This window comes from Kitasatospora sp. NPDC004614 (genome assembly GCF_042873675.1).
Classification (GTDB): Bacteria; Actinomycetota; Actinomycetes; order Streptomycetales; family Streptomycetaceae; genus Kitasatospora.
On record NZ_JBIALR010000003.1, the window covers coordinates 204,812 to 231,213 of the forward strand.

Annotated in this window: 13 protein-coding genes; 3 read left to right on the plus strand and 10 right to left on the minus strand. The window is 71.3% G+C overall.

Annotation, left to right across the window (positions count from 1 at the left end; genetic code table 11):
- Nucleotides 1-112: 112 nt before the first annotated feature.
- The 3 genes from ACFYST_RS10395 to pulA all read right to left on the minus strand — a co-directional run bounded on the left by ACFYST_RS10395 (nt 113) and on the right by pulA (nt 9,875).
- Nucleotides 113-1,285 carry a macrolide family glycosyltransferase gene (locus ACFYST_RS10395; protein WP_387861261.1) on the minus strand — a complete coding sequence of 391 codons (1,173 nt, stop codon included), beginning with the start codon at nt 1,283-1,285 and terminating at the stop codon, nt 113-115.
- Between the two features lie 290 nt (nt 1,286-1,575).
- Nucleotides 1,576-3,930 (minus strand): M4 family metallopeptidase, encoded by a 2,355-nt coding sequence (locus tag ACFYST_RS10400; RefSeq protein WP_387861263.1) that lies wholly within the window; start codon nt 3,928-3,930, stop codon nt 1,576-1,578.
- A 413-nt stretch (nt 3,931-4,343) separates the two neighbouring features.
- Entirely contained in the window at nt 4,344-9,875 is a 5,532-nt protein-coding gene (pulA, locus tag ACFYST_RS10405; protein WP_387861265.1) for a pullulanase-type alpha-1,6-glucosidase, read from the minus strand.
- A gap of 305 nt (nt 9,876-10,180) precedes the next feature.
- On the opposite strand from pulA, the gene ACFYST_RS10410 reads away from it, so the two are divergent.
- The gene (locus ACFYST_RS10410) at nt 10,181-11,128 is read left to right on the plus strand and encodes a phosphatase PAP2 family protein (RefSeq protein ID WP_387861266.1); all 948 of its coding nucleotides are present in this window, start codon (nt 10,181-10,183) and stop codon (nt 11,126-11,128) included.
- Nucleotides 11,129-11,179: 51 nt separating this feature from the next.
- Here ACFYST_RS10410 and ACFYST_RS10415 read toward each other — a convergent pair whose 3' ends face one another.
- The 4 genes from ACFYST_RS10415 to glnA all read right to left on the minus strand — a co-directional run bounded on the left by ACFYST_RS10415 (nt 11,180) and on the right by glnA (nt 19,966).
- Complete coding sequence (locus ACFYST_RS10415; protein WP_387861267.1) at nt 11,180-14,221, minus strand: bifunctional [glutamine synthetase] adenylyltransferase/[glutamine synthetase]-adenylyl-L-tyrosine phosphorylase; 3,042 nt, start codon at nt 14,219-14,221, stop codon at nt 11,180-11,182.
- Between the two features lie 205 nt (nt 14,222-14,426).
- Nucleotides 14,427-18,101, minus strand: a complete 3,675-nt coding sequence (locus ACFYST_RS10420; protein WP_387861269.1) for a tetratricopeptide repeat protein — start codon at nt 18,099-18,101, stop codon at nt 14,427-14,429.
- Between the two features lie 204 nt (nt 18,102-18,305).
- Nucleotides 18,306-18,515 carry a dehydrogenase gene (locus tag ACFYST_RS10425; RefSeq protein ID WP_387861270.1) on the minus strand — a complete coding sequence of 70 codons (210 nt, stop codon included), beginning with the start codon at nt 18,513-18,515 and terminating at the stop codon, nt 18,306-18,308.
- Between the two features lie 89 nt (nt 18,516-18,604).
- Entirely contained in the window at nt 18,605-19,966 is a 1,362-nt protein-coding gene (gene glnA / locus ACFYST_RS10430) for a type I glutamate--ammonia ligase (RefSeq protein WP_387643436.1), read from the minus strand.
- Between the two features lie 214 nt (nt 19,967-20,180).
- Here glnA and ACFYST_RS10435 point away from each other — a divergent pair, with 214 nt between their 5' ends.
- Together ACFYST_RS10435 and ACFYST_RS10440 are read left to right on the plus strand one after the other, a co-directional pair.
- Nucleotides 20,181-21,926 (plus strand): NAD+ synthase, encoded by a 1,746-nt coding sequence (locus ACFYST_RS10435; protein WP_387861272.1) that lies wholly within the window; start codon nt 20,181-20,183, stop codon nt 21,924-21,926.
- Between the two features lie 183 nt (nt 21,927-22,109).
- Nucleotides 22,110-22,913, plus strand: coding sequence for a putative protein N(5)-glutamine methyltransferase (locus tag ACFYST_RS10440; RefSeq protein ID WP_387861274.1), 804 nt, complete (start codon nt 22,110-22,112; stop codon nt 22,911-22,913).
- On the opposite strand, the gene ACFYST_RS10445 is transcribed toward ACFYST_RS10440, so the two are convergent.
- From ACFYST_RS10445 to ACFYST_RS10455, 3 genes are all read right to left on the minus strand, one after another.
- On the minus strand, nt 22,910-23,908 hold the full coding sequence (locus ACFYST_RS10445; protein WP_387861275.1) for an endonuclease/exonuclease/phosphatase family protein: 999 nt from the start codon (nt 23,906-23,908) through the stop codon (nt 22,910-22,912). The two genes, ACFYST_RS10440 and ACFYST_RS10445, sit on opposite strands and share 4 nt — an antisense overlap.
- A gap of 130 nt (nt 23,909-24,038) precedes the next feature.
- Nucleotides 24,039-24,680: a TetR/AcrR family transcriptional regulator gene (locus ACFYST_RS10450; RefSeq protein WP_387643428.1), complete on the minus strand. Its 642-nt coding sequence runs from the start codon at nt 24,678-24,680 to the stop codon at nt 24,039-24,041.
- Between the two features lie 23 nt (nt 24,681-24,703).
- On the minus strand, nt 24,704-26,317 hold the full coding sequence (locus ACFYST_RS10455; RefSeq protein WP_387861277.1) for an MFS transporter: 1,614 nt from the start codon (nt 26,315-26,317) through the stop codon (nt 24,704-24,706).
- Between the last annotated feature and the right edge of the window lie 85 nt (nt 26,318-26,402).

A 26,402-nucleotide genomic window follows, 5' to 3' on the forward strand; every position in this document is an offset into this window, starting at 1 on the left:
CAAGGGAGCCCGCGGCCCGCTCCGGGGCCGGTAAAACGGCGGCGCCGGCCCGCCGCTGACAGTTCGTCAACGGCGGACCGGCGCTCGGCGGGCGGGATCCGGAGGAGGAGCCTCAGCCCAGCTGCTGCTCGATCACGTCACAGGCCCGGGCGGTGCCGCCCTCGCCCCTCGCGCGGGCGCTCAACTCCCGCAGGCGGGCGGCCACTTCCTCGCTCCCGACCAGCTCGGTGAGCGCCGACCACAGCGCCTCGGGCGTGGCGTCGGCGGTGTCCAGCCGGCGGGCCACGCCGAGCTCGACCAGCCGGTCGGCGTTCATGAACTGCTCGGCGGCCTGCGGCACCGCGATCATCGGCACGCCTGCCAGCAGCCCTTCGCCGCAGCCGCCCATCCCGGCGTGGGTGACGAAGGCGTCGGCCTGCTCCAGGACCGCCCGCTGCGGCACCCAGGAGTGCACCTCGACGTTGGCCGGGATCTCCCCCAGCTCGGCCGGGTCGACGTGCTTGCCGATCTGCAGCACCAGGTGCCAGCCGGGGCGGCCGCCGAAGGCCGCCAGGCAGTTCCGGTAGAACTCGGGCTGCCGGGTGAACGCCGAACCGAGCGACACCAGCAGCACCTTCTCCGCCCCGGCCGGACGCCGCCAACCGCCCTGCTCCGCCCGCAGGTCGAAGCACGGCCCGACGAACTCCACGGCCTTGCGGTCCACCCGGTCCGCGTACGGCTGCATCGCCTCGGTGATCATCGCGACGGCCCGGGCCGGCCGCCCGGAGAACGCGTCCACGTCCACCGTGGTGGCGCCGGAGCCGGCCAGCCACTCGGCGAAGAGCCCGAAGTAGCCGTCCGCTCCCGGCAGTTCGCGGATGGCGGCACCCACCTCCTCCTGGTAGCCGTCCCAGGCGACCAGGGTCGGCGAGAGCTGGACGATCGGCCGGCCCTGCGCCTCGGCGAGCGCCCGGGCGGCGTACGCGCCGATGTCGTACAGGTAGAGGTCGGCCGGGTCGGCGTCGTAGTGCGCGTGCAGCCGGGGGAGCATCGCGATCGCGTCCTCCAGGAAGACCCGCATCTGGCCGATCGGGTCGTCCGGCCAGTCGTGATCGGCGACCGGCAGGGTGGACGGGTACGGGACGAGCTCGGCGCCGGTCGGGGTGATCAGCCCGGCCGCCGACGGGTCGTTGAAGTACGTCACCCGGTGGCCGCGGGCGACGAGTTCGCGGATCACTTCGAGGCTCGGGCGGACGTGGCTGACGGCCGGAATGCCGATCATGGCGATATGGGCACGACGGGTCATGCGAAAGCACCTGCTTCCGGTCTACGGGGCTGGGAAGGGAACACCGCACCGCCGGCGCGCCGTCAGGGGGCGCCGTGGCGTGCGGGACGCGAGGCTCGGGGCACTGCCCCGGCCGCGTCAGCCGTAGATCTGGTGGAAGAAGGACATGCCGGGACCTTAACCCGCCCGGCCCGTCGCGCGCATCCGAATTAAATCCGGCTCCCGTAAAGGTACTTGACTGATCATCATGCGAACGCGCCGGTGCCCGGAAGCCGAAGCGGCTGCCGGGCACGGGCACTACCGAAGGAGCGTCAGCTGGTCTGGATCGCGGTGTCGTCGACCACGAAGGAGGTCTGCAGCGAGACGTCCTCGACGGCGTTGAACTTCACCGTGACGGTCTGACCGGCGTAGGCCGACAGGTCGATGGTCTTCTGCGCGTAGCCGGTGTTCTTGTCCAGGTTGGAGTACGTGGCGACCGAGGTGCCGTTGACGGTCACGGTCATCTTGTCGTACGCCGTGCTGGTGGTGGTCTCGGCGGTGTCGATGTGCAGCCAGAAGCTCAGCGACGCCTTGCAGCCCGACGGGATGGTGACGGTCTGCTGGATGCTGTCGGTGTGGCTGGAGCCGTAGCCGTCCATCCACGCCTTCCAGGAGCCGCCGTGCGCGGCCTGCGAGGCGGAGTTGTCGACCACACCGGAGGTGGTGGTCCACGGCGCGGCGCTACCGGTCTCGAAGCCGGGGTTGCCGAGCAGCTGGGCCGGGGTGCAGCTGCCGCCGCCACCACCGCTGACGGTCCAGGTGAAGGAGACGGAGCCGGTCTTGGCGGCGGCGTCCTTCGCGGTGACGGTCACGTTGTAGGTGCCGGCCGCGGTGGCGGTGCCGGTGATCTTGCCGGTGGCGGCGTCGATCGACAGGCCGGTGGGCAGGCCGGTGGCCGTGTAGGTGAGCGGCGCGGTGCCGCCGGTGGCGTTTATCTGCAGGCTGACCGAGGAGTTCAGCGCGGTCGACTGGTTGCCGGGGCTGGTCACGGTCGGGCCGCCGGTGCTGGGCACCGAGCCGACGTTGACGGCCGCCCAGGCGGTCGCGGTGGCGTTGTACTCGGCCGAGTTGGCGCCGTACAGGTCGGTCGCGGCGGACAGCATGCCGGCCCGCGCGCTCGCGTAGTTGGTGGACGAGGTCCAGTAGGTGGTCAGCGCCCGGAACCAGATGGCGGCGGCCTTGTCGTGGCCGATGCCGGTGACCGGGATGTTGTTGTAGGTCGGCGAGTTGTAGCTCACGCCGTTGACCACCTTGGCGCCGCTGCCCTCGGACAGCAGGTAGAAGGCGTGGTTGCCGACGCCGGACGAGTAGTGGACGTCCTTGTTGCCGACCGTGGAGGACCAGTAGTCGGCGGACGCGCCGTCCTTGGACGGCTGGTCCATGTAGCGCAGCGGCGTGCCGTTGCCGTTGATGTCGATCAGCTCGCCGACCAGGTAGTCCGGGTTGTCCTTGGAGTTGTTGGCGTACCACTCGACCATGTTGCCGAACACGTCCGAGGTGGACTCGTTCAGGCCGCCGGACTCGCCGGAGTAGATCAGGCCGGCCGTGTTGGAGGTGACGCCGTGCGTCATCTCGTGGCCCGCGACGTCGAGTTCGGTCAGCGGGTGGGTGTTGCCCGAGCCGTCGCCGTAGGTCATGCAGAAGCAGCTGTCGTCCCAGAAGGCGTTGACGTAGTTGCTGCTGTAGTGGACCCGGCTGTAGGCGCCGACACCGTCGTTGCGGATGCCGTTGCGGCCGAAGGTGTTCTTGAAGTAGTCCCAGGTCATCGAGACGCCGTAGTGGGCGTCGACGGCCGCGGACTCCTTGTTGGCGGCGGTGCCGTCGCCCCAGGTGTCGGTGGACTTGGTGAACAGGGTGCCGTTGCCGCTGGTCCCGTTGTTCATGTTGGTGGTGTACATCCCACCGCGGGTGGCGTCCTTCAGCTGGTACGTCGAACCGGACAGCGTGGTGCCGACGTTGACGGTGCCGACGAAGACGCCGGTGCCGGTGCCGGTCTCGATGCCTTCCCACTTCTGGATGACGTCGCCGCTGTTGGCGTCGGTCACCACGTGCAGCTTGCTCGGGGTGCCGTCCTTCTGGGTGCCGGCGACCACGGTCTCCCAGGCCAGCCGCGGGCTGTTGTCGGCGGCCCACACCACCAGGCGGGGCGCGGTCTCCAGCGCGGAGCCGGACTCGGCGGCCAGCGCGGTCGCCTGGCCCTTGGCGGCGGCCAGCTTCGGGGTGGTGGACAGGCCGTTCAGCGACGCGGTGGAGGCCCGGTCGACACCCTTGGTGGTGCCGTTCGCGGCCTGGTGGACGACCATGTCGCCACCGAGGACGGGGAGTCCGTTGTAGGTGCGCTCGTAGCGGAAGTGCTGGGTGCCGTCGGCGTCCTTGAACGCGTCCTTGACCACCAGCTTCTCGGCGGAGCCCATGCCCAGGTTCTGCGCGACCTGGGGGGCGCGGGAGCCCGCGTCCGAGAGCAACTGGGCGCGCCCGGCGGCCACCTGCTGGCCGGCGACCTGCGAGGCCGCGGACGGGCCGGCGGGGGCGGCCTGGGCCACCACCGACGGGATCGCGGTCACCAGCAGGGCGGTGGTGGCCGCGAGGGCGGCCATGCTCACGCGGGCATGCGTGTAGCGAGACATTCGGGACTCCTTTACCGACCGTCGCGGGGTCACGAGCGGTGAAGAGAATCTGGCCGCGGTTGCGGCGCAGCGGGGGCCCCGGCCGCCTGTCGCGGCGAGGGTGCGGTGCACGTGCGCGGTGCGGGCTGCGGGGCTGCCGGTGGCCTGGGGAGGGCTCCACCGGCGGGAGTTGGGGCTACCTGTCTTCGCAGCGAGGGGAATCGTGGCAGTAAACACCTGCCGAATGACAGATGCATGCCACGGATTGACTCATTTATGACCGCCCTACAAGTCCCTCAAGAGCCCCCCATGGTCCGGCATTTGGGATGCCGTCAGCTAAACATGGCGGTTGACCGTACCGCACCGATGCTTTCCGGCCAACCCCGCAAGGGGCCCCACCCGGAGGTGAGACCCCAGTTACCGGCGGGGAACCATTACTTCTGGACGAACACCGCCACCGTCCGGCCCGGCACCGTGAAGGTCCCCGAGGCCGCGTCGAAGGCTGCCTGCCTGACCACCGGATCGGTGCCCGAGGCCTGCACCTGGTGCAGCGCCTGCGCCGTGCCGCGCAGGCCCGCCACCGTCTGGGTCTGTGCGGTCGGGGTGGCGTTGAAGACCACCGTGAGGCCCTTCTCGGCGCCCGGCAGCCCCGTCCCGTCCAGGTGCATGGTGATCACACCCGGGTTCTCCCCCGCGGTGCCGGACAGCGGGAAGGACAGCCGGCGCTGCACCTCGGCCGTGCTCGCCAGCGAGAACAGCGGCGAGGACTGACGGATCCTCAGGAACTGCTGGTAGAGCGCCGTACTGGCACCCATCTCGTTGCAGCCCATCCGCAGCTTCGGGTCGGCCAGCAGCTGCTTGTCGCGGGCCCACATCTCCTGGTTGTCGGCGGCCATCGGCAGGCCGCGGCCCCAGCCGTTGCCCAGCTTGCAGTCCCAGTTGACGGCGTTGAACCAGTCGCCGGAGTCGTACGAGTTGGCGTCCAGCGACTTGGAGCGCAGCAGGTCGCTGCCGGCCTGGGCGAAGCCCGGGCCCTGGGCGAGCGCGGTCAGCGACAGGCCGAGCGCCTGCATCCGGGCCCGGTCGGCGGGCGAGGTGCCCTGCGGCAGCTTGAACGCCAGCGCGTCGTACAGGTCGGCGTTGTCGTGCGCGTCCAGGTACTCCACCGCCTCGCCGGGGTTGGCCGCGTAGCCGGTCGGGGCGCCGTTGTAGTCGACTCCCTTGCCGGTGACGGACTTTCCGGCGGAGTCGGTGAACGCGTAGCCGGCCAGGTTGCCGGTCAGACCGACCTTGATCTGGTCCATCTGGTGCAGCAGCCGGGCCTTCTGGTCCTCCGAACTGCCGTTGTCGGCCGAGCCGTTCGGGTCGGTGTACAGGCCGGAGGCGAAGCCCTGCTGCGGGGCCGAGGACAGCATGTAGTTGCCGCCGCGCCCGGCGTCCCGGATCCGGTCGTTGAAGGTGGCGATGCCCGTCCCGGCCATGTTGGCCTGGGTGGCCTGGACGAACCGGGCGTCGTTCGCGACGGTGCCGAAGTTCCAGCCCTCGCCGTAGAGGAAGATGTTCTTCCCGTCCACGCCGTCCCGCTGCGGGGTGAGCCCGCCGAGCGCGGACCGCACGTCCAGCATGGTGGACTTCGGGTCCAGGCCCATCAGGTCGAACCGGAAGCCGTCCACCCGGTACTGCCTGGCCCAGGTGAGCACCGAGTCGACCACCAGCTTGTTCATCATGGCGTGTTCGGGCGCGGTGTCGGCGCAGCACGAGTCGGTGGTGACCTTGCCGCTGTCGCTGAGGCGCTGGTAGTAGCCGGGGACGACCTTGTCCAGCACCGAGTGCTCGTCCTGCCCGGCCGCCGCGGTGTGGTTGTAGACCACGTCGAGCACCACCCGCAGGCCCGCGTCGTGCATCGCCTGCACCATCTCGCGGAACTGCACGGTGCGCGCCGTACCGTTCGGATCGGTCGCGTAGGAGCCCTCGGGGACGGTGTAGTGCAGCGGGTCGTAGCCCCAGTTGTAGGCGTCGTCGGCCTTCACCGCCGCCACGCACTCCTGCTGCTTGCCCGAATCGGCGGGCAGCGCGGCCAGGTCGCAGGCGGGGAGCTTCTGGTCGGCCCGGTTCTCCCGGATGGTGGCGATGTCGAAGGTCGGCAGCAGGTGAATGGTCGTCACCCCGGCCGCGGCGAGCTCCTTCAGGTGCTGCATGCCCGCGGACTTCGACTGCGTGAACGCCAGGTAGGTGCCGCGCTCGTCGGCCGGCACGGTGGTGTCGGCGGCCGAGAAGTCCCGCACGTGCAGTTCCTGGATCTGCTGCTTGGTGGCCGGGATCGCCGCCGGGCTGCGGTGCTGGTCCCAGCCCTTGGGCTTGGTCGCGGCGGCCGACAGGTCGGCGACCAGGCTGCGCTTCGAGTCGGTGGCCAGCGCGGTCGAGTAGGGGTCGGTGACGGTGTTGGTGACCATCTTCTGCACGCTGGGCGCCCACACCTTGACCTGATACAGGTAGTACTTGCCGTCCAGCTCCTTGGCGTCCTTGGTCAGCGACCACACGCCCGACGCCTCGTCGCGCTTCAGCGGCACGGTCTTCGGGGTGCCGCCGCTCGCCCTGTCGAACAGCTGCACCGCCACCTCGGTCGCGGTCGGCGCCCACAGCGAGAGCGTCACCTGGCGGTTGCTGCCGTTGCCCCGGCCCGGGCCCGTGTACACCGGGCCGAGCTGGGCCTTCGCGGCCTTCCCCGCGTACAGGTCGTCCAGCACGCCGGGAATCTGCACGCCGGTGGCGGCCAGCGCCGCGCCGTTCGGCAGGTGCTCGGCGAAGACCAGCTGGCTGCGCAGCGCGGCGGTGATCCGGCCGGCGTCGCGCGCGTCCACGGTGAACGCCCGGTAGCCCGCCAGGTGCGGGAACTTCGCCTTCTGGGCGTCTGTCAGGCCGGCCGCCGGGGTGAGCCGGATCCAGTGGCCGGGCTTGGACAGCACGCCCTGCTCGACGCTCAGCCCGCCGGCCGGGTCGTAGATCAGCTGGGCGCTGGTGCCGCCCTTCAACTGGGCGTCCGCCGCACCGTAGTTGGCGGGCACCACGACGGTCTTCGCGTCGATCCACTGGGCCTTCGCGGAGCCCAGGTCGAGCTGCGAGGAGGCGCCGGCGGTCTGCGGCAGCAGGTAGCCCTCCTGGCCGCCGATGATCCACACCTCGCGGCCGGAGGTGGCGAAGTTCAGCGACTGGTCCTGCGGCAGGTCCTTGTCGTTGCCGTTGTGGATGATGTAGCTGAGGCTGCTCGCCCCGGCCGCCAGCGGCACCTCGAACACCGCGCCGAACGCGTCCTTGCGGGCCGGCATCAGCGGGTTGCCCCAGTCGGTCGGGGTGGCCGCGCCCGTCCAGTCGTGCAGGCCCCAGCCGTCGTAGTTGCCGTCGGCGCGCCGGTAGTGGATGACCGCCTTGCCCTCCGGCACCGGCTGCGCCCCGTCCGGGTTGGCCGTGCGGACGGCCGGGTCGCCCTCCTTGATCCACACCTCGCCGGTGGCGGAGATGTCGATGTGCCGGTCCTGCTCGACGTCCTTGGTGCCGTTCTTCTCCACCACGAACCCGACGTCGGACGCCCCGCCCTTCAGCTTCACGTACGCGAACGCGCCGTACGCGTCCCGCCCGACGAAGCCGTGCCCGTCCGGCCAGGTGGTGCCCTCGCCGTCGGCGATGTCGCCCCAGGTGTACAGGTTCCAGCCGTCGTAGTTGCCGTCCTGGCGCTGGTAGTGCACCACCGCGTACGGCCGCGTCACCGCGCTCGGCGCGGGCACCGGCGCCTGCTGTCCGGTGGTGAACTGCCCGCTCGCGGAGGCCAGTCGGCCCGCCGAGTCCTGCACCACGGCCTTGAACCGCACCACGGTGCCGGGCGCGACGCCGTCCAGGTTCTGCGTGACGCGGTACACCCCGTTGTCGGCGGTGCCCAGCGTCCGCCACGGCCCGTTGCCGACCTGCGCGGCGAACGTCACCCGGTTGAACCCGCCACCGGGCACGCTCGCGCCGAGCGCCACCGTCCCGTACGAACCGTCGGCCGGAGCGTTCACGGTGACCGACGGAGCCGCCGCCGGCTTGGCCAGCTTGTGCTTCGCCTTCAGCACCAGCGAGGACATCGCCGGGACGGTGACCGTCACCTTGCCGTCCGCGCCGCTGCTCACCCTGCCCTGGAACCCGTACAGGCCGTCGAAGTCCATGCCCGCCGAGAAGGTGTCCAGCGTGACGGTCTTCGCCCCGGCCGCGTTGTTCACCGCCACCAGGTACTCCACCTGGTCCTTGGCGTCGATCCGGGAGAACGCGTACACCCCCGGCCCGTCCGCCGCGTACCGCTCCACCTGCGCGCCGTCGGCCAGCGCCGGGTTGTCCTTGCGCAGCTTCGCCAGCCCGGCGATCCCCCGGTACAGCGCCCCGTCCCGGCCGTACCGGTCCTTCGAACCGGCGTCGCCGCCGATCACCGGGTCGCTGTTGTACGAGGGGGTCTTCGAGGCGAACATGTCCTGCCGGGCGTCCTTGTCGCCGCCCGCGCCGGTGAAGCCCTGCTCGTCGCCGTAGTAGACCACCGGCTGCCCGCGGGTCAGGAACTGCAGCTCGTTGGCCAGCCGGTCCTTGCCCAGCAGCGCCTCGTCCGACGCCCCCGGGTTGTCGCTCCGCAGGAACGACCCGAACCGGCCCATGTCGTGGTTGCCGAGGAAGGTCGGCAGCTCGTACGCGTCGGTGTCGGCCGTGGTGTACCGGTAGTCCTGCGCGTACAGCTCGCTCAGCGCCTTCGCCGAACCGTTCTGCGACACGTACTTCCGGGCCGCCTCCTGGAACGCGAAGTCCAGCGTCGCCTGCAGCTTGCCCTTGGTGACGTACGGCGAGGTCACCGCCGGGTCACCCGAGTACACCTCGCCGAACATGAAGAACTTCTTGTTCCCCTGCTGCGCCGCGAACTGCTTCAGCGCCGGCGCCCACTGCTCCCAGAACGCCATGTTCACGTGCTTGACGGTGTCGATCCGGAACCCGTCCACCCCGGTGTCGGCCACCCACTGCTGGTAGATCTTCTCCATCCCCGCGACGACCTTCGGGTTCTGGGTGTCCAGGTCGTCCAGGCCGGAGAAGTCGCCCTCGGTCGCGGACTCGCCGACGAAGGTCGAGTTGCCCCGGTTGTGGTAGAGCGCCGGGTCGTTCAGCCAGGACGGGGACTTCGCCTTCGCGTCCGCGGGCGCCCGGAACACCGGGGCATTGGGGAAGGAGTCCTTCGAGATGCCCGGCCACTGCGCCCGAGCGTCGGCGACCGCCGTCTCGTCCACCGGGTTCCCGTCGGCGTCCAGCGTCGGGTAGGCGCCCGTCGAGCGGTAGTCGTACGAGCCCTCCGCGTAGTCGATGACGTCCGCGGTGTGGTTGGTGATGACGTCGAAGAAGACCTTGAGGCCGCGCTTGTGCGCCTTGTCGATCAGCTCCTTGAGCTGCGCGTTGGTGCCGAAGTGCGGGTCGACCTGGGTGAAGTCGGTGATCCAGTAGCCGTGGTAGCCCGCAGATGCGTCCGCCCCCGCGCCCTGCACCGGCTTGTTCTTGAAGATCGGCGCCATCCAGATCGCGGTGGTGCCGAGGTCCTGGATGTAGTCCAGCTTGTCGATCAGCCCTTGCAGGTCGCCACCGTGGTAGAAGCCCTTGTCGGCCGGGTCGAAGCCGTTGTCCAGCCGCCCGCCGGTGACCCCACCGGTGTCGTTGCCGGTGCTGCCGTTGGCGAACCGGTCCGGCAGCACGAAGTAGAACTGCTCCCGGGTCAGGTCGTGCCGGGCCGCGGTCGAAGCCAGCGACGCATCCGACGGCGCGGCCGGCGGGGCGGACGGCGCGGCCGACGCGAGCGGCACGGCGCCCAGCGTCGCGGCGATCAGCGAGGCCGCCACCAGGACGGAGGCCCGTCCGGGACGGCGGTACGGGGTGGTGCGGCGCGGGGAACGGGCTTGGGCGTCGGCCACGACAGGGCTCTCCCTCTGGGGCGCTCGGGCAGGGTGGGTGGCGTGGAACCTAGCGCTCTGCAAGATGTTTCAGCAAGATGCGAAAGCCCTTCCGGCCGGGAGTCATATCGAGTCGTGACCTGCCCCGCTTGGGATCCGCGCACGAACGAGACCCCGGCTCGACCCCCGGTAACCCTCACGCCACAATGGACCCCATGCGCCTCGAGAACCGATCGACCCCTACCCCCGTAGGGGGACAGTCGGTGAAGAATCCCCGACCAGAGGATGAGCAAGCGGCCACACCTCTTCTGGCAGACTTCTCGTCCATGGGGGAACCGACCGAGATCCACGCACCCGGCGCCGACCGCGCCGAGCGGAGCGCACGCGACGGTTCCGACCCGGGCACGGACCACACCGCCCACAAGCCCGGCGGAGCCACCCGCGTCGCCCAGCCACCCGCCGCCGGCCTCCGCGCCCGCCTGCGCGAGCAGCGCCGCATCCCGCGCAGACCGCACCTGCTCTTCGAACTCGCCCTGATCGGCATCAGCTACTGGCTGTACTCGCTGGTCCGCAACGCGGTTCCCGAGCAGGCCGCGATAGCGCACAAGCACGCCAACTGGATCTGGGACCTCGAACACACCCTGGGCATCGCCGTCGAGCGCTCGATCAACCACGCCGTCAACTCGGTGACCTGGCTGATCGTCGGAATGAACTACTACTACGCCACCCTGCACTTCATCGTCACCATCGGCGTACTGGTCTGGCTCTACCGCTCCCACCCCGGCCGCTACGCAGCCGCCCGCACGGTGCTCTTCGTCACCACCGGCATCGCCCTGCTCGGCTTCTACTTCTTCCCCCTCGCCCCACCCCGCCTGATGGACGCCGGCTTCGTCGACACCGTCACCGTCCACCAGACCTGGGGCTCCATGGCCTCCGGCGCCGGCGCACACGTCTCCAACCAGTTCGCGGCCATGCCCTCCATGCACATCGGCTGGTCCATGTGGTGCGGCCTCACCATCTTCTTCCTGGCCCGCCGCACCTGGGTCCGCGTCCTCGGCCTCGCCTACCCCCTCGTCACCCTCAGCGTGATCATCTCCACCGCCAACCACTTCTGGCTGGACGCCGTCGGCGGCGAGATCTGCCTGATCATCGGCTTCGTCGCGGCCCGGTTCATCTACCACAACTGGGTCTACCGCCTCCCCCGCGACCCGGACGACCCGGCGGAGAACGCCCTGACGGTTCCGGTCTCCTGGGAAACCAAGGTCTCTGCCTAGGGAAACCAGGGGCGCAGGAAGACTTGCGCGAGCGGCCCGCCTGCGTTCGCCCTACTCCGTCCCGTAAAACAGCCGCTCGACAGCGTGTCGCGCCCGCCGCGTGACCCGACGGTAGTCGTCCAGCAGCTCGCCGGAGTGCCCGACCCCGTAGCCGAGGTAGCGCGCGACGCCCGCCAGTTCCCTCGCGTCGCCCGGGAAGCTGTCCCCGGCCCGGCCCCGGACCAGCATCACGGCGGCCCGTACCCGCGAGGCCAGGACCCACGCGGCGTCCAGCACCTCCGCGTCCTCCCGCTCCACCAGGCCGGCCGCCGTCGCGGCCGAGAGCGCGGCTCGGGTCCGGGTGGTGCGCAGGTCCGGGATCTCGTGGCCGTGCCGGAGTTGGAGAAGCTGGACCGTCCACTCCACATCCGCCAGCCCGCCGCGGCCGATCTTCGTGTGGGTGGTGGGGTCGGCGCCGCGGGGCAGTCGTTCGGCCTCGATCCGGGCCTTGATGCGGCGGATCTCCGTCAGGTCGCGTTCGGAGACGCCCCCGCCGGGGTAGCGCAGCGGGTCGATGAGGTCCCGAAAGCGTGCGCCGAGTTCGAGGTCGCCGGCCATCGGTTCGGCCCGTAGCAGCGCCTGGCTCTCCCAGGCGTGCGACCAGCGCGCGTAGTAGCCGGCGTAGGAGGCGAGGGTCCGCACCAGCGGGCCGTTGCGGCCCTCGGGGCGGAGGTCCGCGTCGACCTCCAGTGGGGGTTCGACCGAGGGCGCGGCGAGCAGGGTCCGCATCTCGCCGATCACGGCTTTCGCCGCGCCCGCCGCGTCGTCGTCCAGGACGCCGAGTCGCGGCTCGTGGACGAACAGCACGTCCGCGTCGGAGCCGTAGCCGAGTTCGTGGCCGCCGAACCGGCCCATGCCGATGACCGCGATCCGGGTGGGCAGTTCGCCGTTGCGGGCCTCCCAGCCGGCGGTCGCGGCGCGCAGCGCGCCCTGCAGGGTGGCGGCGTTGATCGAGGTGAGGGCTTCGCCGGCGGCGTCCAGCGCCTGTGCGGGGTCGTCGTCGAGTCGTCCGAGCAGGTCGGCGGCGGCGGTGCGGAACAGTTCGCGGCGGCGCACCGACCGTGCTGCCGCCACCCCGGCCGAGGGGCTGTCGGCGCGGCCGACGGCGGCAAGGATCTCGGACTCGAGTGCGGCCCGGCCGCGCGGCGCCAACCCGCTGGAGTCCCCGAGCATCGCGACCGCCTCTGGTGCCCGCAGCAGCAGATCAGGGGCGAATCGCCCGGCCGACAGCACCCGGGCCAGGTGTTCGGCGGCCGCGCCCTCGTCGCGCAGCAGCCGCAGGTACCAGGGGGTGCCGCCGAGCGCGTCGGAGACCTGCCGGAAGTTGAGCAGGCCGGCGTCCGGGTCGGCGGAGTCGGCGAACCAGCCGAGCAGCACCGGCAGCAGGGTGCGCTGGATGGCTGCCTTGCGGCTGACGCCGGAGGCGAGTGCGGAGATGTGCCGCAGCGCGGCGGCCGGGTCGGCGTAGCCGAGTGCGGCGAGGCGCTGCCGGGCGGCTTCGGCGGTGAGCCCGGCGGCGCCGGAGCGGGTGACCCGCAGTTCGGCGACGGGCAGTTCGGCGACGGCGTCGAGGAGCGGACGGTAGAACAGCCGCTCGTGCAGCCGCCGCACCTCGACGGCGTGCCGCTTCCACTCCCGTTGCAGGGCGGTGACGGGGTCGTCCCTGGTGTCGCCGTTGATCAGCGGGGCCATGGTGCGGGCCAGTCGGCGCAGGTCGGCCGGGTCGGTGGGCATCAGGTGGGTGCGGCGCAGCCGGTGCAGCTGGATGCGGTGTTCGAGGGTGCGCAGGAAGCGGTACGCGCCGTCCAGCGAGGCGGCGTCGGCGCGGCCGACGTAACCCCCGGAGGAGAGCGCGGAAAGCGCTTCCAGGGTGTTGCCGCTGCGCAGGCCCTCGTCGGTCCGGCCATGCACGAGTTGCAGCAGCTGGACGGCGAACTCGACGTCCCGCAGCCCGCCCGGGCCGAGTTTCAGCTGCCGTTCCAGCTCGCCCGCCGGAATCGTGTCGACCACCCGGCGGCGCATCTGCTGGACGTCCGCGACGAAGTGCTCACGGGCGGCGGCCTCCCACACCAGCGGGGCCACCGCCTCGGTGTACGCCCGGCCGAGTTCGGCGTCCCCGGCGACCGGGCGGGCCTTCAGCAGCGCCTGGAACTCCCAGGTCTTGGCCCACCGCCGGTAGTACGCGAGGTGGCTGGCCAGGGTGCGCACCAGCGGACCGTTGCGGCCCTCCGGGCGCAGATTGGCGTCCACCGGCCAGATCACGCCCTCGCCGGTGGTGTCCGAGCACAGCCGCATCAGCCGCGCGGCGAGGCGGGTGGCGGCCTGCATCGCGCGCTGCTCGTCCACCCCGTCCCGCGGCTCGGCCACGAAAATCACGTCCACATCCGAGACGTAGTTCAGCTCCCGGCCGCCGCACTTCCCCATCCCGATCACCGCCAGCCGGCACGCGGCGGCCGCCTCCGGGTCCTCGGCGGCGGCGATGTCCAGCGCGGTCTGCAACGTGGCACCTGCCAGGTCGGCCAGCTCGGCGGCGGCCTGCGGCAGGTCGGTGGTGCCGGACAGGTCGCGGGCGGCGATCGTCAGCAGGCAGCGCCGGTACGCGGCCCGCAGCGCATCGGCCGCCCCCGCCTCCCCCGGCTGAACGCGACGGGCCAGCTCGCCGAGAAAATCCCCACGCCCCGGGTGGATGTCGCGCAACTCGAACGTGACCAGCGCGTGCCAGTCCCGCGGATGCCGGGCCAGATGATCACCGAGCGCCGTCGACGCCCCCAGCACCCCCAGCAACCGGTCACGCAGCGGCTTCGACGTGGTGAGCGTGTCGCGCAAGGTGTGCCGCTCATGCGGATCCAGCGCCTCCAGCAACCGCGCCAACCCGAACAGCGCCTGATCCGGATCGGCCGCCGCCCCCAACGCGTCCAACAGCACCGGATCAGCAGCGAGCCCGCTCAACTCCGGCTCGTCCAACAACCGCACCGCCTGATCCGGATCGGAGAACCCCCGCCGCACCAGCCGAGTCTCCAACCGACTCACCCGACTCCCGGCCCGCTCCTCCACCGCCGCCTCCCGTGGGTTTCCCTCCCCGAAGCGTACGTTCCCACCGGGCCCCCGGACCGTTCGCCGCTCTCGCGGCAGCCCGTCCCCCACGCTGCTCGTCCGACCAAGTCCGGCCCGCGAAAGCCTGCTGTTCCACGAGGGCCGCCGCCATGCCCCGTGGCCCGCACCCGCCTGGCGCCGCGAGCAGCTGCGCCGCTGAGCGCACTCAGCCCGGCACTGCCCGTGCCTCCAGCAGCCGCTGCCGGAGGGCGGCCGCGTGCTCGGCGACGGACGGCATGACCTGGACCAGGGTGCCGAGTTCGATGTGCAGTTCGGCGAGCTGCCCGGCGGACGGCGCGGCCTGCAGGAACGCGTCCAGCACATGAGCGGCTTCGGCCGGATCGGACGCGGCGGTGTGGGCGAGCACCAGGTTGCTCAGGGTCGCGACAGTGCCGCCCGGTCGGAGGAGTTCGACGGCACGTGCGAAGCAGGCGTCCCCCTCGGGCCGGCCGAGCGCGTGCAGGACCACCCCCTTCTCGTAGTGGACCCAGCCCTTCTCCGGCTCCTCCTCGATCGCCCGGTCGAGGTCCGCCAACGCCTCCGCGTATCTGCCCAGCAGGCGGTACGTCAGCCCTCGCGCCGCCACCAGCCAGGCCGCCGGACTGGCCTCGACGGCCCGGTCGCAGTCGGCCAACGCTTCGTCGTACCGGCCGAGGAGCCGGTACACGACGCCCCGGAGCACACCGTGGGCCGGATCGAGTCGCACCGCGCGGTCGTACGCCGTCAGGGCCTCGGCGAATCTGCCCGCCATCCGGTGGGCGAAGCCCTGCGAACCGGCGAGCAACGCATGGTCGGGACCGAGTTCGAGCGCCCGGTCGTAGTCTGCCAACGCCTCGTCGTACCTGCCCATCGCCAGGTGGGCGTTGCCCCGCTGCTCGACCGCCCAGCCGCTTCCGGGGGCGAGTTCCACGGCCCGGTCGAAGTCGGCCAGTGCTTCCGTGTGCTGTCCCATCGCCACGTACTGGTGGCCACGCGCCGCCAGAGTCCTGGGCTCGTCGGGTTCGAGGGCGAGCGCCCGGTCGAAGTCGGCCAGCGCCTCCGGGTGGTCTCCCATCGCCTGGTGAAGGCTGCCGCGGGTGACGAACAGCGTCGCCGCCTCGGGCATCAGCCGAATGGCCCGGTCGAGACCGTCCAGCGCGTCCTGATGACGCCCCAGGTCCCGGTACATCCACGTACGTGCCAGCACCGTCCACTGGGAGTGCGGGTCGAGTTCCACTGCCCGGTCGTACGAGGCCAGCGCCTCCTCGGGCCGCCCAAGCTCCCGGCAGGTGTCGCCGCGCGCGGTGAGGGCCACCACGTCCCCGGGATCGAGCTCGACGGCCCGGTCGTAGTCCGCCAACGCCTCCTCGAACCGGCCCAGCTCCCGGTAGGTCCCACCCCGTACGTGGAAGGCCCACCCGTACTCGCCGTCGATCTCGATCGCCCGGGCGAAGTCGGCCAGCGCCTCCTCCAGCCGGCCCAGCTCCCGGTAGGTCAGACCTCGGCGGACCAAGGCCGGCGCATTGTCCGGATCGAGCTCGAGCGCCCGGTCGAGATCCCTCAGTGACTCCTGGTGACGCCCCAGGTCCCGGTTGGCGTGGCTCCTGAAGCTGAGGGCCAGGACGTACTCCGGGTCGAGCTCGATCGCCCGGTCGAGGTCGGCCAGCGCCACCTCGGGCCGCCCCGACTGCCGGTGGATCTCGCCCCGGACGGTGAGGGAGAACAGGTCCTCGGGATCGACCTCGATCGCTCGACCGAAACTGGCCAGCGCCTCCTCGGTTCGCCCTCTCCCCCAGTAGGTCTGCCCCTGGCCGATGAGAGCCCGGCGGTCGTCCGGATCGAGCTCGACGGCCCGGTCGTAGTCCGCCAGCGCCTCCTCGTGCCGTCCCAACTCCTGATGGGTGTCGCCGCGACGCCCGAGGGCCCAGCCGTGGCCGGGGTCGAGCTCGACCGCCCGGTCGAAGTCGGCCAGCGCCTCCTCGTACTGTCCCATCAGACGCCGGGCCTCCCCCCGGGTGGCAAAGGCCGCGGCGTAGTCGGGATCCAGCTCGACGGCCCGGTCGAGATCGGCCAGCGCCTCCTCGTACCGCTCCGCCGTGATCAGGGCGCGCCCGCGACTGTGCAGCGCCTCCGGCCGGTCGGGGTCGAGCGTCACCGACCGGTCGAAGTCCGCCAGCGCGAGGTCGTGCCGGCCCTGCCCGTGGTGTCCGATGCCGCGCCGCCGGTACGCCACGGCCCGACCCGGGCGGTCGAGGACCCTGCCCGACAGCAGCAGCGTCGTCGCGGCGATCCCCGGCTCCGGTTCGGCCATCGCCGCCACCAGCCGATCACCCCACTCCTGGAGCTCCCCCGTGCCCGTGTCCCGACCTGCCCGGGCGAGCATCTGCACCCAGCGGAGCAGCGTCGCAGTGCTGTGACTCCAGGCGTCGAGCAACTCCCGCAACGCGAGCGGCAGCGCCCGGTCGGGGTCGGCGCACAGCCGGTGGTACGTCTCCTGGAGGCGGTACCCGCACCAGCGTTCGTCCCGCCAGCGGCCTCCCGTCTCCTCTGCGTCGCAGGCGAGTTGAGCCCGCCACTCGCCGAACGTCGTCGCCAGCCGCTCGTGCTGCCGCCGCCACCGCACCGGCGACTGCTGGCGCTGCAAGCGCAGCATCGCCGTCCGCACCACGTCGTGGTAGTGGCAACGGCCCGACCGGTCGGTGACGAACGGCATCGACCGCAGCCACTCGAACAGCTCCCGAGCCTCCTCGTCCTCAACGGCCGCCCGGTACACGTCCTCGTCCAACTCCTGCGGCAGCGCACAGGCCAACGCGGCCGCCCGCCGCTCGGGCCGGGTCTCCCACTTCAGGAAGCGTTCAACCGCTGTGCCGACCGGGTCGCCGACCTCGGCCGCCGCACTCGGCTGCGACTCGGCGAGAGTGGAGACCAGCAGCGGCAGCCGACCGGACAGCCGCAGCACCACCTCGATCACGTGCTCGTCCGTGACGCCCTTGGCGGCCAGCAGCTGGCGAGCCTCGGTCTCGGTGAACACGTCCAGCGGCAGATCCGCGACCAGGTCCAGCCAGTCCCCCCAGCACTGCGCGTCCAGCCGCCTCTGCCCGGCCAGCACCACCAGCACGTTCGCAGGCAACTCGCCGTAGCGGTCGCTGAGCAGCACGTCCCGCAGCCAGGTGTCGAGCATCGGCCCGGTGCGCTCGTAGGTGTCGAAGAACAACACCACCCAGCTGCGCCGCTGCGCGATCTCCGTCAGCTCCTGAAGGAATACCGGTGCCAGCGCCTCGACGGGCGACAGCACCAGCTGCACGTCCTCGTGGCTACGGAACCGTGCGCTGAGCATGCCCTTCAACTGCTCGGCGCCGGCAGCGACTTGATTGGCGTCCAACGCCCCCGTGAATGCTCCGACCCCGGGGATCATCCCCAGCCCGACCAGGCCGACCCTCGACGCGATCACACTTCCCGGAGACGGGGACGCGCTCTCCCCCGCCACCACCAGACCGGCGTCCGCCTCGTGCCGCCGCTGCTGATACGTGTTCAGCAGCCGCTCCAGCGACTTCATCGGCGCACCCTGCTGCGCGAACTGCCCGGCGAGCGCCTTCATCGCCTCGACGGGATCGGCCACCGCCTCGTCCACGTACCCGGTCGCGGCCCGTGCGTCCCGCGCCGCCGTCTCCATCTGCCGCACCAGCGTGGACTTCCCCACCCCGCCGGGCCCGTGCACATGGAACAGGAACTGTGCCGCGTCCTCCGGCACCTGCCCCAACACCTCGGTGAACACAGCCAGTTCACTCCGCCGCCCGACGAACCCGCTCCGCCGCCGACGCCGGATCAACTCCTGCCGCGAAGGCCCCCGCCCGCCACTCACCTCGGCGACCCGCCGTCCCGCTGCTGCATCTCGGCCTGCGACTCGCGGCGTTCGTGGAACACGATCGCCTCCTGCTCGACCACCCGCAATTCACGCACCCCGGCCACGCCCGCCCCCAGATCGCTCCCCGGCGCGGCAGCCCAGCAACTGGAACCGCCCGCGACCAACTGTCGACACAACCCGCCACTACCCCGTCGACGGCGGTCACTCACGGAGGATGTCGGGGTACGGGCAGGCCTCCAACGGCTCACCCGGCCGGTCCAGCCACCCCCACCAGACGTGCCGCTGGTCGCACTCCCACACGCCGCGACAGGTCCGCTTCCCGTCGTCCTCGCGCTCGAACAGCACCATGGCGCCGCATGACAGCGGACGATCGCACTCGGGGCAGCTCGGCCGGTTCTCCTCGGATGACATGGCGCGCACTGTACCGATGCGACACCGGCCCCCGGGGCCCCGGGGCGGCAGTACGTGCCACCGGCCCGGAACCCCCAAGACCCGCAGGGCTACAGCACCTGGAGGATCTTCTTCAGCTCGAACGGAGTAACCTCCGAGCGGTACTCCTCCCACTCCTGCCGCTTGTTGCGCAGGAAGAAGTCGAAGACGTGCTCGCCCAGCGTCTCGGCGACGAGTTCGCTGCGCTGCATGAGGTCGATCGCTTCGCCGAGGTTCTGGGGCATGGGCTGGATGCCGAGGGCGCGGCGTTCGCCATCCGTCAGGGCCCAGACGTCGTCGTCGGCGCCGGGGGGGAGTTCGAGGTTGTCCTCGATGCCCTTGAGGCCGGCGGCGAGGGTGACGGCGTAGGCGAGGTAGGGGTTGCAGCCGGTGTCGAGGGAGCGGACCTCGATGCGGGTGGAGCCCTGCTTGCCGGGCTTGTACATGGGGACGCGGATGAGGGCGGAGCGGTTGTTGTGGCCCCAGCAGATGTAGGAGGGGGCTTCGCCGCCCGCGCCGGCGGTGCGCTGGGAGCCGCCCCAGATGCGCTTGTAGGAGTTGACCCACTGGTTGGTGACGGCGGCGGTCTCGGCGGCGTACTTGAGCAGGCCGGCGATGAAGGAGCGGCCGACCTTGGAGAGCTGGTACTCGGCGCCGGATTCGTGGAACGCGTTGCGGTCGCCCTCGAAGAGGGAGACGTGGGTGTGCATGCCGGAGCCGGGGAAGTTGGAGAACGGCTTGGGCATGAAGCTGGCGTGGACGCCCTGTTCGAGCGCGACCTCCTTCATGACCAGGCGGAAGGTCATGATGTTGTCGGCGGTGGAGAGCGCGTCGGCGTAGCGGAGGTCGATCTCCTGCTGGCCGGGGGCGCCCTCGTGGTGGCTGAACTCGACCGAGATGCCCATGGATTCGAGCATGGTGATGGCTTGGCGGCGGAAGTCGTGGCCGATGCCGCGCGGGGTGTGGTCGAAGTAGCCGGACTGGTCGGCGGGGGTGGGCGGGGTGCCGTCGCCGGGGAGGTCCTTGAGCAGGAAGAATTCGATCTCGGGGTGGGTGTAGAAGGTGAACCCCTGGTCGGAGGCCTTCTTCAGGGTGCGCTTGAGGACGTAGCGCGGGTCGGCGTAGGACGGGGAGCCGTCGGGCATCCGGATGTCGCAGAACATTCGGGCGGTTCCGGGGTTCTCGGAGCGCCACGGCAGTATCTGGAACGTGGTGGGGTCCGGCTTGGCGATCATGTCGGACTCGTACACCCGGGCGAAGCCCTCGATCGCGGAGCCGTCGAAGCCGATGCCCTCCTCGAAGGCCTGCTCCAGTTCCGCGGGGGCGACCGCCACGGACTTGAGGAAACCGAGGACGTCGGTGAACCACAGCCGGACGAACCGGATGTCACGCTCTTCGAGTGCGCGAAGCACGAACTCCTGCTGCTTGCCCATGGGGACAGTCTCACCTCTGCTCTTTACGCCCGTGTTACGCCTGACACGCCCTGAACCGGACGAACCGGATGCGTCGCACCGAACCGCGCCGCGTCGGACCGCATCGCGCCGTGACCCATCATGGCGGATCCCGGTCCGCTTGCCGACCGCGCGGACCGTGCGGGCAACCCACCCCTCGCGACATAACGTCAGTTAGACGATTACACTCAGGGGCATGCCGAATCTGCGTCTCGCCCTGTGCCAGATCGACCCATGGGTCGGTGACCTCGCCCGCAACAGCGAGGAGGTGCTGCGCTGGTCGAAGCGGGCCGCCGAGTCCGGCGCGGACCTGATCGCGTTCCCGGAGATGGTGCTCACGGGCTACCCGGTCGAGGACCTGGCGTTCCGCGACTCTTTCGTGGAGGGCTCGCGCGCCGCCCTGGTGGACCTGGCGGCCAAGCTGCAGGCCGAGGGCCTGGGCGAAACTCCGGTGCTGGTCGGCTACCTGGGCCGGGGCGAGCCGGGCAGCAAGTACGCGGGCAAGCCGCAGAACTGCGCGGCGGTGCTGCGCGGCGGCGAGGTGGTGACCAGGTTCGCCAAGCACTTCCTGCCGAACTACGGCGTGTTCGACGAGTACCGCTACTTCGTGCCGGGCGACCAGCTGACGGTCCTTCGGCTGCACGGCGTGGACGTCGCGCTGGCGATCTGCGAGGACATCTGGCAGGAGGGCGGCCGGGTCGCCGCGACCGGTCAGGCCGGCGCGGGGCTGCTGCTGTCGATCAACGGTTCGCCGTACGAGCGGGACAAGGACGACGTCCGGCTGGAGCTGGTCAAGCGCCGTGCGGCCGAGGCTGGTTGCCCGCTGGTGTACCTGAACATGGTCGGCGCGCAGGACGAGCTGGTCTTCGACGGCGAGTCGCTGGTGGTCGACGAGAACGGTGAACTGCTGGCCCGCGGACCGCAGTTCGAGGAGGCGCTGCTGGTCATGGACCTCGACCTGCCGGCCGCGTCCGAGCCGGGCCTGCCCGACGGCACGGTGCTCGCCGACGGCCTGCGGCTGACCCGGGTCGACCTGGGCGGCGAGCCGAAGCCCGCGCCCGCCGAGATCGAGTCCCCCCACATCAACCAGCGGCTGGACGACGAGGCCGAGGTGTACGCGGCGCTGGTCGAGGGCACCCGGGCGTACGTCCGCAAGAACGGCATGCGCTCGGTGCTGATCGGCCTGTCCGGCGGCATCGACTCGGCGCTGGTGGCGGCGATCGCGGTGGACGCGATCGGCGCGGAGCACGTGTACGGCGTCTCGATGCCCTCGCGCTACTCCTCGCAGCACTCCCGCGACGACGCCGCCGAGCTGGCCCGCCGCACCGGGCTGCACTTCCGCACCGTCCCGATCGCCCCGATGTTCGACGCCTACATGGGCGCCACCGAGCTGACCGGCCTGGCGGAGGAGAACCTGCAGTCCCGGCTGCGCGGCACCCTGCTGATGGCGATCTCCAACCAGGAGGGGCAGATCGTCCTCGCCCCGGGCAACAAGAGCGAACTCGCGGTCGGCTACTCGACGTTGTACGGCGACTCGGTCGGCGCGTACGGCCCGATCAAGGACGTCTACAAGTCGCTGATCTTCCGGCTGGCCCGCTGGCGCAACGCGCAGGCCGAGGCGCGCGGCGAGGTGCCGCCGATCCCGGAGAACACCATCAGCAAGCCGCCGTCCGCCGAGCTGCGCCCCGACCAGGTGGACACCGACTCGCTGCCGGACTACGACCTGCTGGACGCCGTCCTGGACCGGTACGTCGAGGGCGACCAGGGGCGGGACGCGATCGTCGCCGAGGGCTTCCCGGCCGAGGTGGTGGACCGGGTGGTACGCCTGGTCGACCTGGCCGAGTACAAGCGCCGGCAGTACCCGCCGGGCCCGAAGGTCTCGCCGAAGAACTTCGGCCGCGACCGCCGGCTGCCCATCACCAACCGCTGGCGGCAGGGCTGACAAGGGGCTGACAGGACGGGCGGCAGGGGTTAGGGTGAGCGCCGCGATACGCGCCCGATCATGGACGGCGCGCCGGCCGAAGGAGGTGGGAGAGATCACCGTGCAGGTTGTCGAGGTGCTCCCCCGCCGTCCGGCCGCGGCCTGACCGGACGGGGAGCCCGCAAGGCTTTCCGAGAGGTCTCCGTGTCGTTCCCCCTTTCCCCCGCCCAGCTGACCGACCACGTCACCGACCGGCTGCGGGCGGCCGGCTGTGTCTTCGCCGAGGACGAGGCCCGGCTGCTGCTGTCCGCCGCCGACCGCCCCGACCGGATCGCCGAGATGCTCGAACTGCGGTGCGCGGGGCACCCGTTGGAGCAGGTGGTGGGCTTCGCCGAGTTCGCCGGGCTGCGCATCGCGCTGACCCCGGGTGTGTTCGTGCCGCGCCGGCGCAGCGAGTTCCTGGTCGAACGGGCCGTCGCACTGGGCGCGCCCGGCGCGGTGGTGCTGGACCTGTGCTGCGGCTCCGGCGCGATCGGCGCGGCGCTGGCCGCCCGGCTCGGCGGGGTCGAGCTGCACGCCGCCGACGTCGACCCGGCCGCCGTCGCGTGCGCCCGCCGCAACCTCGCCCCGTACGGCGGCGTGGTGCACCTGGGCGACCTGGACGCCCCGCTGCCCGCCGACCTGCGCGCCCGGGTCGGACTGCTGGTGGCCAACGCCCCGTACGTGCCGACCGGCGAAATACCGCTGCTCCCGCCGGAGGCCCGCGACCACGAGCCGCCGGTGGCACTGGACGGCGGCGCCGACGGCCTGGCAGTGCAGCGCCGGGTGGCGGCCGCCGCACCGCGCTGGCTGGCGCCCGGCGGCCACCTGCTGATCGAGACCAGCGAACGGCAGGCCCCGGCGACGGCCGCACTGATGTCCCGCCAGGGCCTGACGGTCCGGATCGAGCAGGACGAGGAGCGGGACGCCACCGTGGTGATCGGCAGCAGTCCGGGCGGGCCCTCCTAGTACTTGTACGCGGCGGTCAGCGCCAGGTGATCGCTCGCGTCCGCCGGCAGGGTGCGGGAGTCGGTGGGGACCAGCCCGCCCTTGCTGAGGATCTGGTCGATCCGGGCCATCGGGAAGGACGCCGGCCAGGAGAAGCCGAAGCCGTCGCCGGCCGCGCCCTGGGCGGAGCGCAGCTGGGAGGTGATGGGGGCGAGGCTGCGGTCGTTCATGGTGCCGTTGAGGTCGCCGAGCAGCAGCACCTTGCCCAGCGGCTCGTGCTCGATGGCGTCGCCGAGGGCCTGCGCGCTGACGTCGCGGCGGCCGGCGGTGAAGCCGCTGTCGAACTTGACCCGCACCGAGGGCAGGTGGGCGACGTATACGGCGAGCGGGCCCTTGGGGGTGGTGACCTGGGCGCGGAAGGCCCGGGTCCAGCCCATTTTGAGGTCGACCACGGTGACGTCGTCGATCGGGTAGCTGGACCACAGGCCGACGGTGCCCTTGACCACGTGGTACGGGTACGCCTGCTCCAGCCCGGCGGCGTAGACGGGCGCGACGGCGCCGGAGATTTCCTGCAGGGCGACGATCTGCGCGCCGGAGCCGTTGAGCATCCGGATGGTGCCCTGCGTGTCGTCGTTGGCGGCGGACACGTTGTGGGTGAGCACGGTGAAGTCGCCGGGTCCGCTGCTCTTGTCGACCAGCAGCGCGCCGAACAGGTTCAGCCACACCGCGGCGGGCAGCAGCGCGGCCACCACGGCGACGCCGGAGCGCCGCCACAGGGCGAGTACCAGCAGCACCGGTACCGCCAGGCCCAGCCAGGGCAGGAAGGTCTCCAGCAGGCTGCCGAGGTTGCCGAACCGGTTGGGCAGCTGGGCGTGGGTCACCAGCAGCACCGTGAGCAGTACGCCGAGCGCGGTGAGCAGCCAGGCGCGCCGCCAGTCGAACCAGCGCTGCAGCCGGCCGCGCCGGGTCGGCGCCTGCTCGTCCGCCACAACCGCCGGGCCGTCCGCCCGCACCATGCCCGCTCCTTGCCGCCGTGTCCGTCGACTCCCTGCCGACCCGCCCGACCTGCTCCGATCCGATTCTCGGCTCAGCCTATGACGGGAGGGACGCGACAATGTGTGCGAGGAGTTCCACGCCCAGGCCGATCTAACGGGCGGCGATGCCCTCCAGGACGGCGTCGATCATCTGGCGGGGCAGGTCGGGGTCCTCCAGCGGTGCGTCGTCCCACAGGACAGTGCGCAGCAGGATCGGTCCGATGAGCATCTCGCAGAGCAGCTCGACGTCCACGTCGGAGCGGAGTTCGCCCGCCTCGACACCGCGGCGGACGATCTGCCGGATCAGTTCGCGGCGCGGATGGACCACCCGTTCGTGGTACGTCTGCTTGAGTTCGGGCCAGCTGTTCATCTGCCCGAGCGCGGACTTGACGATCCACCGGGAGCGCTTGATCAGGCCGCGCCGGCGCATGTAGTCGACGGCGCTGATCAGGTCGTCGCGGTAGGTGGGGCCGGCCAGCGGGGGCATCGGCTCCTCCAGCCGGGCGACCACGTCCACCAGCAGGGCTTCCTTGTTGGGCCAGCGCCGGTAGATGGTGGCCTTGCCGACGCCCGCCTCGGCGGCGATCCGCTCCATGGACAGCTCGGCCAGGCCGACGCCGTCCTCCATCAGCTTCTCGACGGCGCCGTAGATCGCCTGCTCGGCGGCCTCGCTGCGCGGGCGGCCCCGCCGCGGAGCGTCCTGCTCCGCGGCGGGGCCGTGGCACGGCTTGAGCGGAGTGTCGGCGCTTGTCATGGCCTTATTCTCCACCCTGCCGATCAGACCTTGGCTGGACTCGCGTCGGAGTCCGCCTTGCCCTGCGCGTCGGCCCGGCCGGCCGGGCCGCCGGGGGCGGCGGGGAGCTTGCCGGGCAGCAGCGCCATCGCGAGCACCGCGCCGAGCACGGTGACGCCGGCCGAGACCGCGGAGACCACGTGCATGGCGTGGATGAACGCGTCCTTGGCCGGGTCGACCAGGCCCGGCAGGTGCAGCTTCTCGGCCGTCCCGAGGGTGGACTCGATCGACTCGCCGGCCCGGTCGCGGAGCTGCTCCGGCACGGTGCCGAGGTGGTCCTCCATGCCGTTGCGGTACACGGTGGACAGCATCGCGCCGAGCACCGCGATGCCCAGCGAGCCGCCGACCTGGCGGAAGGTGTTGTTCAGCGCGGAGCCCGCGCCGGCCTTCTCGCGCGGCAGCGCGCCCATGATGGCGACCGTCACCGGCGGCATCACGTGCGCCATGCCGGTGCCCATCACGAAGCCGAGCACGATCAGCAGCCAGATCGGGCTGGTCGCGGTCAGGAACGCGTAGCCGAGGAAGCCGACCGTGACCAGCAGCATGCCGCCGGCGCAGGTCAGCCGGATGCCGATCCGGTCGACCACCAGCCGGGCCCGGGGCGCGAAGATCAGCTGGGCGACGGCCAGCGGCAGCATCAGCTCACCGGCCTGCAGAGCGCTGTAGCCGCGCACGCTCTGGATGTAGAACACGCCGAAGAACGAGACGCCCATCAGCGCGAAGAACACGATGCCGACCACGCTGATCGACGCGGAGAACACCTTATTGCGGAACCAGGTGACGTCCAGCGCGGGGTGGCTGGTGCGCTTCTCGAACAGCACGAACGCGGCCAGCGCGACCACGCCGATCAGGGTCGGCACCCACGCCTCGGGGGCGGTGAAGTCGGCGAGTTCGCCGCCCTTGATGATGCCGTAGATCAGCGCCACCAGGCCGATCACCGAGAGCAGCACGCCGACCGGGTCGAGCTTGCCCGGGTTGGGGTCCTTGGAGTCCGGGACCAGCCAGCCCATCAGGCCGAGCGCGAGGATCACGATGGGGACGTTCACCAGGAACACCGAGCCCCACCAGAAGTGCTCGATCAGCAGGCCGCCGGTGATCGGGCCGATGGCGATCGCCAGGCCCACCGCGCCGGCCCAGATGCCGATCGCCTTGGGCTGCTCGTGCCGCTCGAAGACGTTCATGATGATGGCCAGCGTCGCCGGCATCACGAACGCGCCGCCGAGGCCCATCACCGCGCGGTAGCCGATGAGTTCGCCCGGGCCGGCGGCGAACGCGGACAGCAGCGAGCCGAGGCCGAAGACCACCATGCCGGACAGCAGGGTCCACTTCCGGCCGAACCGGTCGCCCAGCAGGCCGGCGGTGAACAGCAGGCCGGCGAAGACCAGCGTGTAGGAGTTGATCGCCCATTCCAGGTCGCTCTGGCTCGCGCCGAGGCCCACCGGGGCGGGGGTGGCGATGGTCTTCATCGCCACGTTGAGGATCGAATTGTCGAGCACGACGACGAGCAGGGCGAGCACCAGGGTGCCCAGGATCCACCAGCGTCGGCGGTGTACGGCTTCCGGCACCCGAGGTGCCGGCGGCGCGGTCGGCGAGGTCATACGAGCAGACTAGCCGCCTATTCGATACGAGACGGTCCCGTATCGTAACGGTCGGGACACCGTACGGCAAAGACCTCCCCAAGAA

Excerpts from the sequence above, each read along its gene's own strand:
- ACFYST_RS10410 (WP_387861266.1), top strand. The coding sequence starts at position 10,181 with ATGGGGGAACCGACCGAGATCCACGCACCCGGCGCCGACCGCGCCGAG.
- glnA (WP_387643436.1), bottom strand. The coding sequence starts at position 19,966 with ATGGGCAAGCAGCAGGAGTTCGTGCTTCGCGCACTCGAAGAGCGTGAC.
- ACFYST_RS10395 (WP_387861261.1), bottom strand. The coding sequence starts at position 1,285 with ATGACCCGTCGTGCCCATATCGCCATGATCGGCATTCCGGCCGTCAGC.
- ACFYST_RS10450 (WP_387643428.1), bottom strand. The coding sequence starts at position 24,680 with ATGACAAGCGCCGACACTCCGCTCAAGCCGTGCCACGGCCCCGCCGCG.
- ACFYST_RS10425 (WP_387861270.1), bottom strand. The coding sequence starts at position 18,515 with ATGTCATCCGAGGAGAACCGGCCGAGCTGCCCCGAGTGCGATCGTCCG.
- ACFYST_RS10435 (WP_387861272.1), top strand. The coding sequence starts at position 20,181 with ATGCCGAATCTGCGTCTCGCCCTGTGCCAGATCGACCCATGGGTCGGT.
- ACFYST_RS10445 (WP_387861275.1), bottom strand. The coding sequence starts at position 23,908 with ATGGTGCGGGCGGACGGCCCGGCGGTTGTGGCGGACGAGCAGGCGCCG.
- ACFYST_RS10455 (WP_387861277.1), bottom strand. The coding sequence starts at position 26,317 with ATGACCTCGCCGACCGCGCCGCCGGCACCTCGGGTGCCGGAAGCCGTA.
- ACFYST_RS10400 (WP_387861263.1), bottom strand. The coding sequence starts at position 3,930 with ATGTCTCGCTACACGCATGCCCGCGTGAGCATGGCCGCCCTCGCGGCC.